Below are 14924 nucleotides of genomic sequence, written 5' to 3'. Positions count from 1 at the left end.
CATGGCTAAATTATCATTAAACTTCGAATTTAACAGCCCAATCCATAAGGTATGGCAAGCATTAACGGATTCAAGCACACTAGCTGAGTGGGTGATGGCAAACAACTTCAAACCGATTGTTGGATATAAATGTAAATTTCGCAACGAGGAAATTAGTTTAGTGGTAGATAGTGAGGTTTTAGTTGTAGACGAGCCCTATAAGCTATCGTATACCTGGATTGGTGGGCCGATAGATACAGTCGTAACTTGGACATTAGAAGAGGGGGATGGTAAGACCGTTCTTCATCTTGAGCAAACTGGGTTTGAAGAAATGGATCAGGCATTCAATGGAGCCAAATATGGCTGGACCTACAAAGTCGATGCACTCAGACAATGGCTTGGTGAAGGATAAGGATAAAGAGGAGGAGCTAGAATGGACAACTTATCGGATTTTATTGCAGGAGTTGTTGACGGGCAGCAACGTGAGCGTGTTGAAGAGGTATTTGCTTGGATTAAAGAACAGTTCCCAGAGCTTGAGGCAGAAATAAAGTGGAATCAACCCATGTTAACTGATCATGGCACGTTTATTATTGGTTTTAGTTTAGCGAAGAAGCACTTAGCAGTCTCACCAGAAGGTGTGACGGTTAAGCATTTGGCGAATGATATTGCCGAAGCGGGCTATCAATTCACCAAAGAGATTATTCGGATTCCGTGGAACAAGCCCGTTAATTACGAGCTGCTTGATAAGATGATTGCATTTAACATTTTGGATAAGGCGAACTGTAATAGCTTTTTCCGTAAATAACATGGGGGGCAAGAAAATGAGTTTTTTTAAAGATATGATTGCTGTATTTAAAAAGAAGGAACTAACCTTTCTTTCGTCTAGTAAGGAATCAGAAGGCGTTTATACCTTTTCATTTGAAAAGCCTAGTGATTTAACGTGGCAAGCTGGGCAGTATGGATTATTTACAATTACGCACAAGAAGATTAAAAATTCAACTAAACCGTTTTCGATTGCCTCTGCACCGACAGAAAACGTGATTAACATCACAACGATGGTTAAGGAACAGCCAAGCGCGTTTAAGCAAGCATTACTTGATTTAAAGCCCGGTGATACAATTAAAATGGGTGGACCTGTTGGTGCCTTTGCCCTTAATCAACAAGACGCAACATTGTGGATTGCTGGAGGAATTGGGATTACCCCATACCGTGCCATGCTTAAGCAATTGGAGCAAGCGATAGGGCAACCCGCACAACCAATTGAATTGCTGTATCTAGATTCTGAACAAGGGTATTTATTTAAAGATCAACTTACTGAGCTGGAAAGCAAGCAGATTATTAAGGTCAAATATCTTAAGACAAGGGAGCAACTCCATCAGGAGATTGATAGCTTTATTGCTAAACATCAAAACACTGGTAGCTACTTTCTGGCTGGACCAGGCGGATTGGTTAAATCGGTTGCGGAATATTTACAAAGCCAAGATATAGCAAAGCGTCAAATTAACAAAGATAGTTTCTATGGTTATTGAGCTCACCATTAATTTAAAAGAACATCCTTCAATGGTAGTGACCCCCAAACGTTAGTTTTTCTACGCTAACGTTTGGGGGTGGATACCAAAACTGAGGATGTTCTTTTAAATATGCTTGTTTAGCTTCAACAATCCTTGAGCAACTATTGATAGCACAGGCAATTCAATTAATGGCCCAACAATAATTGCCATCGCAATTAACGGCTGGTCAGGAAAGGCGATAATAACAATTGGCAGTACTTCTGGTGCGTTTCTAGAAATAATCGTCATGTTTAAACTGACTATATCCTCATAATTAAACTTGAGCCATTTACCTACTGTTTGGGCGACCAAAAAGTTAATAACAAAAAATAACATAAATGGAACAAGTACAAGTAGAATGACTTGAAGATTGTTAAGTAAATTTGCGCCTTGTGCAGCAAACATTGCGGTAATTGCCAAACACAAGAAGACAATTTGGCTAGAAGCAAAGAACGGGATAACCTTATTATGCAGTGTGCTAATTTTTTTTCGAAACAGGAATCTGGTCAGGCTTGCAAATAGGAATGGAACAAAGAGCACGATAAGAATACTGTCAATAATCGCACCACTATCAAATGCGCCAACTGTTCCAGAAAAGATAAATAGGTAGCTTGGAAGTAAAATAAATTGTAACACTAAATTAATTGGTAACATAGAGGTCGATAGTGCTAAATTGCCCCTTGCAATAGAAGTGAAGATTAAATACCAATCTGTACAAGGTGTTACTAATAATAAAATGAAGCCTAGCCAAACAGCTGGATGCTCAGAAAGAAAAATGCCTCCTAATCCCCATGCAAGTAGCGGGTTCCAGACGAAATTCAACAGAATACTTGCACTTAAAAATTTGGTGTTTTTGAATGCTTGTTTTAAACCGGTTATTGGCACAGTTAAAAACAGGCCATACAGCATCATTAACAAGAATGGAATGATAAACAATTCAGCGTGCTGCTGAAAGAAAGTAATTTGGCCAAGGAGTAGTCCTATCCCGATGGCTAGTAAAATAAATAAAGATTGAAATTTTTCAGAGGAATGCATGGAGGAACCCCCTTTAATTTGCAACTAGATAATTTTGTCAGTTAACGGTGAGGACAAGCTAATCATCGTATAGGGTTGACCGTATGCCATGGTAGCATCAATAAATGCCTCAAGTGATGCATTTGAGTGTGTGATAATTTTGACTAAATAGCTGTATTCACCAGTTAGACGGTGACACTCAACTACATCGGCAGTGGTAAGACAAAATTCTTTAAATGCTTGACAACGATTAGTTTTGACAAGCACAAATGCCTTCATAGCTTTGTTTATTTTATCGGGATCAATAATTGCTTTATAACCCTGAATAACACCTTGGTCTTCAAGCTTTCTTACTCTCTCTGTAACTGCTGGTACGGAAAGGGCAATGCGCATGCCTAATTCAGTCATAGATGTCCTGCCTTCTTCTTGTAAGATATTTATGATCTTCCGATTTATTTCATCCATAGCTACCCTCCTTAATTTTTAATGTACTTTAATGAAAACAACTTATTTATTAAAGTATATCAATCCATAATCATTACTTAAAGCATTTGTTGTTAATTAGAATTTTAATATAATTGTAATAACTAAAAAAGGTGGTGGAATTGATAATGCTTCTGAATCTGAAATCAACAACATGTGAGAAATGCAATGTATTGTTAAAAGATACAACATACAGCTGTGGCCATGGATGTATGTTTTGCTCGAAATGTAGCGATGAAATGAAATATGTTTGTCCGAATTGTAATGGTGAATTGGTTAGAAGAGCGGAAATCAGTTAAACGCATTCTCAGCCACTATTAAGTTATCTTTCAGCATCTGTAATTTTTTTAAAATAGTCATAATAAATGTTTTTATATTCGAAATCGGGGTATACCATTATCAAGGTTAACCAGAAGAAATTAAATAGCTTGCAAGCAATTTAACCATAATGAACACTATCCTAAACTAATGAAAGGTTGTTTTCACAAAATGAAACACCATAAATATTTAATAGCGCTATTAGCGAGTTTATTTGTAGTGTTAGCTGCTTGTAATACAACAGACCAAGACTCTGCTACAGATCCAGATAACGATACAGAAATGCTGGACCCTAGTGAAGACGAAGATAGTAACGGCATTGATAATGAAGCTGATCAAGGTGAAGTTCCAGATGATCCCAATGAAGAGGTGGAAGGTCTAAGAGAAGCGTATCTAGCTAGGTTAAACGAGACACGAGATGAAGTTGAAGAGATGCGTGAAAACCTAGAAGATGACACAACAGCAGGAATGCTAGCGTTTGAGTCAGAGCGCTTTGAAGCATGGGATGCTCTTTTAAATGAAATTTATAATACATTAGAAGAGCAGTTATCGGAAGGCGAAATGGAAGAGCTAAGAGAAGAGCAGCGTGAGTGGATTGACTATCGCGATGAGACAGCAGAGGAAGCAGCTGAAGAGTATGAGGGTGGGTCAATGGAAAGCTTAGAACGGATAGCGGTTTTAGCTAATTTAACAGAAGATCGAAGCTATGAATTAGTAGAGAACTATATGGAGTAACTTTATGAAAAAAAGTTAGGGCATCGCATTTCTAGCGATGCCCTAATGCTATGGTCAAACCGATGTTGATTATTGATTAATTCATGGATTTGAAATAATCAGATCAATAACCTTTGTAATCTCAGTAGGATCTGTTTGTAAAATTTACGCAAGAACTGTAAAGGTTAGAAAGTCATCGTCATTAAAAATGATTACTGACTAAGACCCTCAACAATACGCGTTGTATTGGTGCGCATCATTTTTATATAGGTATCACCTTCTGAGCCTGATTCACCTAATGAATCTGTGTAGAGCTCCGCACTAATTGGTACACCTGTTTCAGAGGCCAATGTATCCATACTCCTTGGGTCAATACTCGTTTCAACGAATAGTGCATTTACTTGATTTTCACGAATAAAGTCAATAGCATCACGCATTTGTTGTGGTGAGCCCTCTGTTTCAGAGTTGATTTCCCAGATGTAACCAGTGTTAATATTATAAGCAATACCAAAGTACTTAAATGCACCCTCGCTTGTAACTAGATGACGGCTCTGTTGATCAATGGATGCAATTGCCTCAGCAATTTCTTGATCAAGCGCCTTAAGCTGCTCAATGTATTCATCAGCATTTGCCTGATAGATCTCGCTATTGTCTGGATCAGTCTCAATTAACGCATCCCTGATGTTTTCTGCATAGATAATCGCATTGGTGACATCTAGCCAGGCATGCGGATCTTCGTCTTGTTCAAGTCCAGCAGTTTCAAGGTAGATGGCTTCAACCCCGTCACTTACTCGAAAGACAGAAGATTCATCATCTAGTTTTCCTGTAACATCTAATAGGCGGTTAAACCAGCTATTGCCTTCCTCAAGATTTAACCCGTTATAAAAAACAAGATCGGCATCTGTCGTTTTTGCAATATCCTCAGGCAGAGGATCATATTCGTGGGGATCTGATCCGATTGGCACCATGCTGTGCACCTCAGCTTGCTCCCCAACAATATTAGATGTTATATCGTAAATAATTGAATACGTTGTGACAATCGAGAGTGTGATATCTGCCTCATCGTCATTGTTACTATTACACCCAATTAATGCAAAAATTAGTATAAACCCTAGAATTAATATGAACTTCTTCATAGAAAATCTCCCCTTTTTATTTTGATTGTATAAATGCCAAGCGTTTTCTTCGTGCGTTTATTTTGCGAAAAACAAAACCATGCTTTGGTGACAACAAGAAGGCTAATGCGAACAGAATACTTGCTACTACAACAATTGTTGGACCAGAGGCTAGGTTATAACTAAAGCTAAAATACAACCCAATCACTGATGAGATAATCCCGACCCCCGCTGAAAGAAACAACATGATTGAAAGTTTGTTTGTTAACAGATAGGCTGTTGCTGCCGGTGTAATTAACATAGCGACGACTAATACAATTCCTACTGTCTGAAGTGATGCGACGGTTGACATGGTAAGTAAGGTCATGAGCAGATAGTGAATAAGTCGATTAGGTAACCCATAAGCTGCTGCCATTGTTGGATCAAAGCTGGTAATGAGTAACTCCTTGAAAAATAGATAGACTAGCAATAGCACGATAATCATGACCATTAACGTCATCAGCAGTTCTGATTTTGGGACAGCTAGCACATTACCAAATAAAATATGATAAAGGTCAGAGCTACTCTGTAACAAGGTAATAAAAATGATTCCAACTGCAAAGGCAAACGAAAACATAATGCCAATTGAAGTGTCACTTTTAATCCGACTATTTTGGTTGATGAAGCCAATCCCAATTGCTGTTAGCATGCCGGTAATAACAGCTCCGTAGAAAATATTGATGCCAAGTAGGTAGGACAATGCAACACCTGGCAACACTGCGTGAGAAATTGCATCACCCATTAAAGACATCCCCCGCAAAATAATAAAACAACCAATTACACCGCAAATAATTCCAACCATAATTGAGGTAAGGAGCGCCCGTTGTAAAAATTCATATTCAAAAATTGCATAGTAAAAATTAATAAGCTTCATTTGATTCACCGCTTTCTGACCAGAATGCAAGCTGACCATTATAAGCTTGATTCATATGCTTTGCTGTTGCAGTTTCTCTAGGAGCTCCATAGCTAATTAAGGCTTTATTTAGCAAAATAATCTGATCAAAATAGCTGTTTAGTTTGCTTAAATCATGATGCACGATAAGGATGGTTTTCCCTTGAGTCGATTGCTCGTGCAGCAATTTAATCATAAGCGCCTCACTAGCTGCATCAATCCCGACAAATGGTTCATCTAAAAAGAAGAAATCTGGATTTTGCGTTAAGGCTCTAGCTAAGAAAACGCGTTGCTGCTGGCCGCCTGACAGCTCACTTATCTGGCGATGTCTTAAGTCCGCCATTTGCACCTTTTCTAAGCACGAAAGGGCAAAGGCTTTTTGCTGTTTGGAGGGGCGCTTGAATAAGGTCAAGTTTGGAAAATTCCCCATTACAACGGTATCCAGAACAGTAATTGGGAAATCCCAATCAATTATATTACGCTGTGGCACATAGGCAATGTTCCGACGTATCTGTTTAAGTGGCTTGTTATTAATCGTTATTTCACCACGATCAATCGGAACTAAACCAAGTAATGCCTTAAGCAGTGTTGATTTCCCGGCACCATTAGGACCAATAATACCAACTAATTGCCCTGTGTTTACTTGAAAAGAGACATTTTGAATAGCTTCAGTCCCTTGGTAGGACACATATAAATCCTTAACTGTTATCATTATTTCCATCCCCTAATTTTATTTCTATAAGACACATTTTTTAACCTATAGTAAAAATGTTTACCTAAGGAAACTTTTAATTAGATCATATGCCTGTTTGGTGAATATGTCAAATGAAAAATTAATTAAATTTAAAAATTATGCTTAAGGATGTTTGAGTTAATCTCGCCTGCAACGATATGAAACATCTTTAAAAATGAAGGGAAAGGTTAAGATGGCAGATAATCAGGGCGAATACAATTGTAGTTATACGCGCTACGTTAACTAGCAGCGAAAATAAACAGGATCACCCTATGTAAAGTGGTGATCCTGTTTAAAAAGAATAGTAATAACTATTACTCAACGTGATATGCTTGCAGCAATTGTGTTAATTCCTGGTTCAATTGAGTTAATTGCTCAGCTGATTTTGCGACATTATCAATAACGCGTACTTGTTCATCAACTGTTGAGGTGATTTCTTCAACTGAAGCTGCGGTTTCTTCGGCTACGCTCGATGCACCCTCAATGGCTACCCGCATTTCTTGGTTGTGCTCCTTAATTTGGTTCATTTCTTGCTGTGAGGCTGTTAAGGTTTCCACTATTGCTTCAATGGAGTGAGATAGCTGATCAAATCGGTCTTTCGTTTCAATGACATCAGCATCTAGTGCTTTAGTTGTGTGCATCGTTGATTCAACAGTTTTAACAGTTTTGGATGTTTCATTTATAATTGCAGCAACAACGTCATGGACATGATGGGTAGCACTTTTGGATTGTTCAGCAAGCTTGCGAATTTCCTCAGCAACAACTGAAAACCCTCGACCATGTTCACCGGCTCGAGCTGCTTCAATACTAGCATTCAGTGCTAATAAATTTGTTTCTTCAGCAATGTTTTCGATGGTTTCAATAACCTTAGTAATCTCTTCTACTTTGTGACTTAGACCACCAATGTCATGGCTTATTTCCTCATTAGCACTAAGCGATTGCGCATTTGATCGCTGAAGTTTATTAATAATGTTACTCCCGTCTTGAGATGCCGTTGCGGTTTTTTGAGCCATTGCGTTCATTTGCTGATGGTAATTAAACATCGCATCGAGTGCTTGTGTTAATGATTCTACACGGGTATTTACGTCTTCAAGATCATTTGCTTGGTCCTGAGTGCCACCAGCGATTTCATTCATGGCTTGCCCTACTTCTTCACTGCTTGCTGCACTCTCCTCAGATATTGCAGATAAATCTGTTGCCGAATCAAGTAGCTGAGTGCTAGTGTGCTGAACATTTGTAACAAGTGCTTTTAATTGCTGAGACATCTTGTTGAAGGCTGTTGATAGCTGTCCAATTTCATCAGCATCTTCTGCTAAATTGGTTTCATAAATATGACCTTGTGAGATCTGGTTTGCTGCACTCGTGACAGCCTTTAGTAATTTTATTTTTCGTCTCGTAAGCAGATAAAAGACTAGCCCACTTAGGATGACAAGAGCAAACGTTACTGTTGCAATAAAAATGCTTAACGTATGGAGCTCTTCGTAAAACTCATCCTGAAATACAGCCATTCCTATTGACCAATCCCATGGATCGAAATGTTGCATGTAGGCCACTTTATCTCGGTATGAGCCATCTTCCTGTTGGTCTGAGTAGATAACATAATGATCAGTAAGGGTTTCAGCTTTTCCAGCATCAATCATCATTGCCCGATTTTGTCGATTCTGTTCATCCCTAGGTGCTTGTCCTAAGCGAGAGGGGTGAACCTGTAACACATAATCTGAATCGTAAGCTAATAGATAGCCTTCTTGTTTGTAAGAAAAGTTGGATTGTAAGAAATCAAAGGTTCCATCTGTCTCAGGACCATTCACCATGAAACGGGCTTGATCTTGTGCTTCTGTTAGGGACAATTCCCCAGTTCTGACCTGTTGATCAAGAATAGTTAAAACAGCTATTGAACCGTCAACAATACTTTTTAAATCTCTCTGTCCAGCCTCGATAAGTTGGCCTCTAGCAATGTAATAACCTCCTGCTCCAATTAATGCGCCAATAATTAAAATAATGCTAATAACCATAAGCATTAATTTAGTCGAAACGGATTGAAGAGCCTTTTTAAATTTGTTCATCCTTTTTTCCTACTTTCTATACGTTTATATATTCTTTATCGACACATTTATACAAAAAATTAATAAAGCATAGTTATTTATTTGTAATAATTATTACCTACTAACTGGTTGAAAAAGTATATAACGGGTTTAACGTGTTACTATAGTCCTTATCTCTTAAAGTAGGTAAGAACAGCAGACTTTAAAAAAGGATAAAAAACAGGTAAGATATCAATATAAATCGGACCTAAAAAAGATATGAGGTGAATCATGAAGATGAATATCTATATCGTGGAAGATGATCAGCATCTCTATGCAGAACTGGAAGAAAGTCTAAGCAATTGGTCATTTACAGTATCATGTCCTGCAAACTTTGAAGCGGTTATGGAGGATTTTATTAACAATGAACCGCATCTTGTTATTTTAGACATCCAATTACCTAAATATGACGGATTCCATTGGTGTCGTGAAATTCGAGCTGTATCTAAAGTTCCAGTTGTGTTTCTATCCTCTAGGGATCATCCAATGGATATGATCATGGCGATGAATATGGGAGCAGATGATTACATTCAAAAGCCCTTTAATATGGGTGTTCTCGTTGCAAAAATACAAGCAATTCTTCGCCGAACCTATGCCTATGAAGAAGGTGGTTCCGAGTTAATTGAATGGAACAAGGCTTTAATTGATCTAAAGAGGTGTGTGATTCGAAAGGATGAGCAGGAGATTGAGCTAACAAAGAATGAGTTCTTAATGTTGGCCCAATTAGTTAAAGCAAATAATAACGTTGTTTCGCGTCATGAAATAATGCGTATGCTCTGGGAAGATGACCAGTATATTAATGACAATACGTTAACGGCGAATATCACAAGATTAAGGCAGAAACTCGAACAGATCGGACTTGCTACAGCCATTGTAACGAAGAAGGGATTAGGTTATATGGCAATTAGCTTATAACACTCATGAACGGAGGAGTATCGTTGTTTTTAAGATATGTAATCGATAAAAAAAGCTGGCTGGCACTTATTATTGGCTTACTTTTACTCACTAATATCATTCTGTTATTTGATGCTGGTTTTACGTTAAATCCAGTATCCATTATTTATTTAAATGGTCTGTTTCTGGTTATTTTTAGTGTGTTTTTTGGCTGGCGCTATAAAAAGGAGACGCAATTTTTGCAACAATTGCAGCAGAGTTTATTAGGATTTAATGAAGATTGGCTAGAAACGTTATCTGAAAGTCAGACTCAGGATCTTGATCAATTTACCTATCAATTATTGGTTGAATTAGAACAGCTTTATCGTAGTCGATTGAATCAGATTAAACGAATGCAGTTAAATGAAAGTGATTACTTAGCGGCGTGGGTCCATGAACTTAAAACGCCCTTGACCGCAATGAAGATAGCCATTGATCAAAATCGTGACCAGTTGCTTGCGCAAAAACTTGAAGTGTCCTGGCTACGCCTTCACCTGCTAATTGACCGACAATTATATATTGAACGATTACCAACCATGGAATCTGACTTTCTTATTGAAACGTTACCGCTTGAGCACGTTCTAAAAGAAGAGATTCGTGATTTGTCGGTTTGGTTTATGGAAAAGAACATAGCAGTGGATCTTAAGCCAGAGGTTGAAGGTGAAGTTTTAACGGATAAAAAATGGTGCCGTTTTATCATTAGACAACTGCTGACTAATGCCATTAATTATAGTCCAGCAGCTGGTGTTATCGAAATTATTATTAAACGAACTGACAATCATGCCGTGATGGTTCAAGTTAAGGATGAAGGACCTGGTATTAAGGTGCATGATCTACCTAGAATCTTCGATAAAGGTTTTACCGGCGGAAATGGTCGTGTAAAGAACGCAGCAACGGGCCTGGGCCTTTATCTAGCGAAAGAGATTGCGGCCAAATTACATATTGACTTAAGTGCAACAGCTGGTGATAACAGCGGGGCAACCCTGACCATGCTCTTTCCTGTAGAAGAGGATGATCTAGGCATTAAGCGGCATACATTAGCTTCATCGACGCATTAAACAGCGGGATCTTGTTAACGGTCTTCGCTTTTTTTTTGCCAAAGTGACAAAAATATCACATTAAGATTAACTTTTGTCAGCTAAAAGAAGCGACTAACTAGGATGGATCAATTTATAATAGTGATAGATCGTTAGGAGAGGAGCACAAGATAATGAAGTTAACGAATGCTGAGCCAATGCTTATTGCTCGAGGTTTAGATAAAACATATGGGACACGAGGTAATACACAACAAGTACTGAAGGGTTTAGATTTCGATGTTATCAAAGGTGAATTTGTCGGGGTCATGGGTCCGTCTGGCTCTGGAAAAACGACGTTGTTAAATGTTTTGGCAACAATTGATAAAACAACAGGTGGCACGATTCAGATTAATAAACACGATATTTCAAAATTAAAGGATAGAGAGCTTTCCGATGTTCGTCGCAAAGAGCTTGGTTTTATTTTCCAAGATTATAACTTACTTGATACTTTAACGGTTAAAGAGAATATTTTACTCCCTATTTCGTTGGGAAAGCTAAGCGAACGAGATGCAGAGCAAGCTTTTCAAAACTTGGCAAGTATCTTAGGGATCACAGAGCTTGCAAGTAAGTATCCGGTAGAAATTTCAGGTGGACAAAAGCAGCGTACAGCTGTAGCACGAGCACTTATCCACGAACCTGCTATTGTATTCGCCGATGAACCAACAGGTGCACTAGACTCAAAAGCTGCCTCATTATTATTGGAGAACCTAAAAACGCTTAATGAGAAACAAAGCGCAACAATTGTGATGGTCACACACGATCCTGTTGCCTCTAGCTATTGCAACCGTGTTGTTTTCCTAAAGGATGGAAAGATTTACTCGGAGTTATATCGTGGTGAAAAAACACGTGAAGTATTTTTCAAAGAAATTATGGATGTGCAGGCTGTACTAGGTGGAGGCGGTCAGTCATGACAACGAGAAAGCTCATTCTAAGAAGCATGAAAAAGAATATTAAACTGTATCACCTCTACTTTTTCTCGCTCATATTTAGTATAAGCCTTTACTTTATTTTTGCGACACTGCAACATGATCCCTCAATTGTAGAAGTGGCAGGAGGAAGTCAGAGTTTCTCAACTGTTTTTAGTGTTGCAGGAATATTGTTAATGACAATAACCGCAATATTCACCATTTATGCCAGTCGAATTTTCCTAAGGCGCCGTAGTCAAGAGGTTGGATTATATCAACTGATCGGTCTCTCTAAATCTTGGGTAGCACGCTTTCTTATAATTGAGAACTTAGTGCTTAGTGGTGGGGCATTAGTGTTGGGAATTGTGTTTGGTAGCTTATTTTCTCGCTTGTTTTTAATGGTTCTCTTAAATTTAATTGAAATTGATAGTGTGCTAGGTCTCACTTTTTCATTGACTGCTACCCTGCAAACTGTATTTGTTTTTGTGGTTTTAATTATCCTAATCTCTGTTCAAATTGTCATGACCGTATTTCGAAGTACATTAATGCAATTATTTCATGCAGAGAAGCAATCCGATATCCTGAAAGTAGAGAAGCCACTTATTTCGGGGCTTATGGCTATCCTAGGGATTGGACTGATTGGGTTAGGTTATTATCTATCAACAACGATGCTCAACGATTTGGATCAACTGTTTGTCAATATGTTAACCATACTGTTCTCGACTATATTAGGAACATATCTTGTTTTTCGAACAACGATAGGTTATTTCCTTTATCGATTTAGACAAGCGAAGAATGGTCATCTAGGGATTGTAAATGGATTATCAATTGCTCCACTTATGCACCGTCTAAAAGGTAATGCCAATTCGCTTACGTTAATAACCGTGCTATCTGCCATGACAATAACAATGGTGTCTCTATCGTATTCTTTGTATTATTCAGCGGAAGCGGACACGCGTCTGTCAATGCCACATGATTTCGCCTTTGAAATGATGGAAGATTATGCACAAGCGTTTAAAACTGAACTTGAAGCTGAAGGTATTTCCTATACTGATCAGCGTATTGAAGGTCTTAGGTTTACTGGGGAAATTGCAAATGAACAGGATGCTTTAACAACAATGTCGTATCATCTGTTGGTCATGCCAGCTGAACAACTTAATCAAGCAGGAATCGATGGGGGAATACCGTCAGATAATGAAGCGATTTACTATGACGTGATGCTAGGGATGGATGAAACCGAATCATACCCCCAGTATATAACGAATACTGGCCAAACGGATGCTGATCCGCTACAAATCACACATTTTTCGGTAGGCAATGCCATGAATATTAACTTTTATGGTCGGCAGATGGCTGTCTCTGAAGGGACTTTTGAGCGCTTAAGTGAACAGTTAGAAGCTGATGAGGGTACTGAAGTGACAAGCTTTACCACCATTCAATTAGATAATAGAGATGATCTTGAACGTGCCTCGACTATCTATACTTCGCTAGTTGAAGGCGAAGAAGGGTATTTAATTGACTTTTATAGCTTATACCGGGAGTCACTAAGAATGTCAGGGCTCTTCATCTTTGTTACAGCATTTTTAGGGCTGGTGTTTCTTATTTCGACAGGAAGTATTTTATACTTCAAGCAGATGACTGAAGCGGAGCAGGAACAGCCCCATTATCGGACATTACGTCAGCTTGGTTTCCAATTAAAGGACATCATGAGAGGAATTGTCCGTAAGCAATTGTTTGTCTATGTGTTGCCATTAATAATTGGTTTAATTCATGCAATATTCGCTTTAAATGTTGCCTCGGTCATTGTCCTTTCAAGTATCGTTTTACCATCAATGATTGGCATGGTCGTTTATGCTGCCATTTATTTAATCTTTGCGTTCATCACGATTCGTTATTATCGCATAATCATTAAAAGCTCAATGTAGAAAGGAAGAAAAAAAATGAAAAAATTACTAATAGCGTTTGTCATTGTGTGTAGTTTGTTAATTGCTTCTTTTATGATGTTTAGGGAGAGTTTGGATCGTTTTAATCCATTTATTGAACAAGAGCATGTCTATGTTGAAATTGACAATGAACCAACTGATGATGATGGGCGCTACAAGTATAGTTTAAGAGGCTATAATGTAGCGGGTGACAGTAAACGGGTTACCTTCACGACGAGTGTCCGTTTAGAGAAAGGGACGTATTTAAAGGTTTGGGCAAAAGGAGCCTATACTGAATCGTGGGAATCGATTGACGAAGAAGAGTTGCCAAGTGGCGTTAACTTTTAGTCGGTGACTTAAACAATAGCGTGGTTACTTAGCTGATGTGAAAGACAAATAATAAAAGGGCATTAACATGATTTTGCTATTAAAGATAAGCAATTCATCTGTTAAATGCCCTTTGTTGCTTTCAAACAGGTAATTAATTATTCCCTAATAAACGATAAATAGAGTTGTAATAAACCCCAATTACCAGTAATTCATCTCAATTGCTTTTCTTATTTAGCTGGAAAAGTTGAGTTATAATAAATTATATATGAAAAGGGGGGGGGCATAATGAAGCGAAAAAAGCAGGTCGTTTTATTTATTGCAACAAGTTTAGACGGTTATATCGCTACAAAGCACGAATCGCTAGAGTGGCTATTTAATGTAGAAGGTGAAGGGGATAATGGCATAGCTGCCTTTATGAGTCGAATTGATACCATATTAATGGGAAGGAGAACGTACGATTGGGTTATTAATGAGGCAGACACGTTCCCCTATCAGGAACAGGCTGTTTATGTGTTCACGCAATCTAATATGTGCGATACAGAAAATGTCCAAGTTGTTAAGCAAGAAATCGCGTCATTTGTAAAGGGGTTACAGGATGAGAAGGGGAAGGATATTTGGTTATTAGGTGGCGGAAAATTAGTTAGTACATTTATTGAGCTAAATTTAATTGATGAGATCATTATAACTGTAGCACCTGTCCTGTTAGGCGAAGGCATACCGTTATTTAGAGCGGGCAATTTGCCGCTTAACCTTAAATTAAGGGGTGTCCAGACGTTTAATCAATTTACCGAACTGCACTATCGCGTAATTAAATAACAAGACAGAAAGGATGGGACCACA

Annotated in this window: 17 protein-coding genes; 11 read left to right on the top strand and 6 right to left on the bottom strand. The window is 38.3% G+C overall.

Annotated features, from left to right (window positions below):
• Nucleotide 1 precedes the first annotated feature (1 nt).
• Genes BM000_RS05435 through BM000_RS05425 form a run of 3 tightly spaced genes read left to right on the top strand, consistent with a single transcriptional unit; the run spans nucleotide 2 to nucleotide 1508 of the window.
• Nucleotides 2–391 carry an SRPBCC family protein gene (locus tag BM000_RS05435; protein ID WP_091495631.1) on the top strand — a complete coding sequence of 130 codons (390 nt, stop codon included), beginning with the start codon at nucleotides 2–4 and terminating at the stop codon, nucleotides 389–391.
• Between the two features lie 21 nt (nucleotides 392–412).
• Nucleotides 413–784, top strand: a complete 372-nt coding sequence (locus tag BM000_RS05430; protein ID WP_091495629.1) for an iron chaperone — start codon at nucleotides 413–415, stop codon at nucleotides 782–784.
• A 16-nt stretch (nucleotides 785–800) separates the two neighbouring features.
• Nucleotides 801–1508, top strand: coding sequence for a ferredoxin--NADP reductase (locus BM000_RS05425; RefSeq protein WP_091495627.1), 708 nt, complete (start codon nucleotides 801–803; stop codon nucleotides 1506–1508).
• 105 nt (nucleotides 1509–1613) lie between these two features.
• On the opposite strand, the gene BM000_RS05420 is transcribed toward BM000_RS05425, so the two are convergent.
• Both BM000_RS05420 and BM000_RS05415 read right to left on the bottom strand, forming a co-directional pair.
• On the bottom strand, nucleotides 1614–2564 hold the full coding sequence (locus BM000_RS05420) for an arsenic resistance protein (RefSeq protein ID WP_091495625.1): 951 nt from the start codon (nucleotides 2562–2564) through the stop codon (nucleotides 1614–1616).
• A gap of 24 nt (nucleotides 2565–2588) precedes the next feature.
• Nucleotides 2589–3008, bottom strand: coding sequence for an Lrp/AsnC family transcriptional regulator (locus BM000_RS05415; protein ID WP_091495623.1), 420 nt, complete (start codon nucleotides 3006–3008; stop codon nucleotides 2589–2591).
• Nucleotides 3009–3154: 146 nt separating this feature from the next.
• Here BM000_RS05415 and BM000_RS05410 point away from each other — a divergent pair, with 146 nt between their 5' ends.
• Together BM000_RS05410 and BM000_RS05405 are read left to right on the top strand one after the other, a co-directional pair.
• Nucleotides 3155–3325 carry a DUF1272 domain-containing protein gene (locus BM000_RS05410; protein WP_091495621.1) on the top strand — a complete coding sequence of 57 codons (171 nt, stop codon included), beginning with the start codon at nucleotides 3155–3157 and terminating at the stop codon, nucleotides 3323–3325.
• 190 nt (nucleotides 3326–3515) lie between these two features.
• Entirely contained in the window at nucleotides 3516–4079 is a 564-nt protein-coding gene (locus tag BM000_RS05405) for a lysozyme inhibitor LprI family protein (RefSeq protein WP_177178219.1), read from the top strand.
• Between the two features lie 191 nt (nucleotides 4080–4270).
• Here the strand turns inward: BM000_RS05405 and BM000_RS05400 are convergent, their stop codons facing one another.
• The 4 genes from BM000_RS05400 to BM000_RS05385 form a co-directional block, all read right to left on the bottom strand.
• Complete coding sequence (locus tag BM000_RS05400) at nucleotides 4271–5194, bottom strand: metal ABC transporter substrate-binding protein (protein ID WP_091495618.1); 924 nt, start codon at nucleotides 5192–5194, stop codon at nucleotides 4271–4273.
• Between the two features lie 16 nt (nucleotides 5195–5210).
• A complete protein-coding gene (locus tag BM000_RS05395) occupies nucleotides 5211–6086 on the bottom strand; it encodes a metal ABC transporter permease (protein WP_091495616.1) in 876 nt (291 codons plus the stop codon).
• Nucleotides 6073–6825, bottom strand: a complete 753-nt coding sequence (locus BM000_RS05390; RefSeq protein WP_091495613.1) for a metal ABC transporter ATP-binding protein — start codon at nucleotides 6823–6825, stop codon at nucleotides 6073–6075. The genes BM000_RS05395 and BM000_RS05390 overlap by 14 nt, the downstream gene beginning before the upstream one ends.
• A 326-nt stretch (nucleotides 6826–7151) precedes the next feature.
• Complete coding sequence (locus BM000_RS05385; RefSeq protein ID WP_091495611.1) at nucleotides 7152–8900, bottom strand: methyl-accepting chemotaxis protein; 1749 nt, start codon at nucleotides 8898–8900, stop codon at nucleotides 7152–7154.
• A gap of 249 nt (nucleotides 8901–9149) precedes the next feature.
• Between BM000_RS05385 and BM000_RS05380 the strand changes: the two genes are divergently transcribed.
• The 6 genes from BM000_RS05380 (at nucleotide 9150) to BM000_RS05355 (ending at nucleotide 14900) form a co-directional block, all read left to right on the top strand.
• Nucleotides 9150–9833 carry a response regulator transcription factor gene (locus tag BM000_RS05380; RefSeq protein ID WP_177178218.1) on the top strand — a complete coding sequence of 228 codons (684 nt, stop codon included), beginning with the start codon at nucleotides 9150–9152 and terminating at the stop codon, nucleotides 9831–9833.
• Nucleotides 9834–9856: 23 nt separating this feature from the next.
• Nucleotides 9857–10909 (top strand): sensor histidine kinase, encoded by a 1053-nt coding sequence (locus tag BM000_RS05375; RefSeq protein ID WP_091495607.1) that lies wholly within the window; start codon nucleotides 9857–9859, stop codon nucleotides 10907–10909.
• Nucleotides 10910–11061: 152 nt separating this feature from the next.
• Nucleotides 11062–11838, top strand: a complete 777-nt coding sequence (locus BM000_RS05370; RefSeq protein WP_091495605.1) for an ABC transporter ATP-binding protein — start codon at nucleotides 11062–11064, stop codon at nucleotides 11836–11838.
• Complete coding sequence (locus BM000_RS05365; RefSeq protein WP_091495603.1) at nucleotides 11835–13757, top strand: FtsX-like permease family protein; 1923 nt, start codon at nucleotides 11835–11837, stop codon at nucleotides 13755–13757. The genes BM000_RS05370 and BM000_RS05365 overlap by 4 nt, the downstream gene beginning before the upstream one ends.
• Nucleotides 13758–13772: 15 nt before the next feature.
• Nucleotides 13773–14102, top strand: coding sequence for a YxeA family protein (locus BM000_RS05360; RefSeq protein WP_091495601.1), 330 nt, complete (start codon nucleotides 13773–13775; stop codon nucleotides 14100–14102).
• A gap of 267 nt (nucleotides 14103–14369) precedes the next feature.
• Nucleotides 14370–14900 (top strand): dihydrofolate reductase family protein, encoded by a 531-nt coding sequence (locus BM000_RS05355; RefSeq protein WP_091495599.1) that lies wholly within the window; start codon nucleotides 14370–14372, stop codon nucleotides 14898–14900.
• Nucleotides 14901–14924: the final 24 nt, after the last annotated feature.

This window comes from Amphibacillus marinus, assembly GCF_900110345.1.
Lineage (GTDB): Bacteria > Bacillota > Bacilli > Bacillales > Amphibacillaceae > Amphibacillus_D > Amphibacillus_D marinus.
This window is presented reverse-complemented; position numbering and strand designations above follow the sequence as displayed.

Bases quoted from the DNA above. Each gene is read 5' to 3' on its own strand.
- BM000_RS05435 (WP_091495631.1), top strand. From the start codon at position 2: ATGGCTAAATTATCATTAAACTTCGAATTTAACAGCCCAATCCATAAG.
- BM000_RS05430 (WP_091495629.1), top strand. From the start codon at position 413: ATGGACAACTTATCGGATTTTATTGCAGGAGTTGTTGACGGGCAGCAA.
- BM000_RS05425 (WP_091495627.1), top strand. From the start codon at position 801: ATGAGTTTTTTTAAAGATATGATTGCTGTATTTAAAAAGAAGGAACTA.
- BM000_RS05420 (WP_091495625.1), bottom strand. From the start codon at position 2,564: ATGCATTCCTCTGAAAAATTTCAATCTTTATTTATTTTACTAGCCATC.
- BM000_RS05415 (WP_091495623.1), bottom strand. From the start codon at position 3,008: ATGGATGAAATAAATCGGAAGATCATAAATATCTTACAAGAAGAAGGC.
- BM000_RS05410 (WP_091495621.1), top strand. From the start codon at position 3,155: ATGCTTCTGAATCTGAAATCAACAACATGTGAGAAATGCAATGTATTG.
- BM000_RS05405 (WP_177178219.1), top strand. From the start codon at position 3,516: ATGAAACACCATAAATATTTAATAGCGCTATTAGCGAGTTTATTTGTA.
- BM000_RS05400 (WP_091495618.1), bottom strand. From the start codon at position 5,194: ATGAAGAAGTTCATATTAATTCTAGGGTTTATACTAATTTTTGCATTA.
- BM000_RS05395 (WP_091495616.1), bottom strand. From the start codon at position 6,086: ATGAAGCTTATTAATTTTTACTATGCAATTTTTGAATATGAATTTTTA.
- BM000_RS05390 (WP_091495613.1), bottom strand. From the start codon at position 6,825: ATGGAAATAATGATAACAGTTAAGGATTTATATGTGTCCTACCAAGGG.
- BM000_RS05385 (WP_091495611.1), bottom strand. From the start codon at position 8,900: ATGAACAAATTTAAAAAGGCTCTTCAATCCGTTTCGACTAAATTAATG.
- BM000_RS05380 (WP_177178218.1), top strand. From the start codon at position 9,150: ATGAAGATGAATATCTATATCGTGGAAGATGATCAGCATCTCTATGCA.
- BM000_RS05370 (WP_091495605.1), top strand. From the start codon at position 11,062: ATGAAGTTAACGAATGCTGAGCCAATGCTTATTGCTCGAGGTTTAGAT.
- BM000_RS05365 (WP_091495603.1), top strand. From the start codon at position 11,835: ATGACAACGAGAAAGCTCATTCTAAGAAGCATGAAAAAGAATATTAAA.
- BM000_RS05360 (WP_091495601.1), top strand. From the start codon at position 13,773: ATGAAAAAATTACTAATAGCGTTTGTCATTGTGTGTAGTTTGTTAATT.
- BM000_RS05355 (WP_091495599.1), top strand. From the start codon at position 14,370: ATGAAGCGAAAAAAGCAGGTCGTTTTATTTATTGCAACAAGTTTAGAC.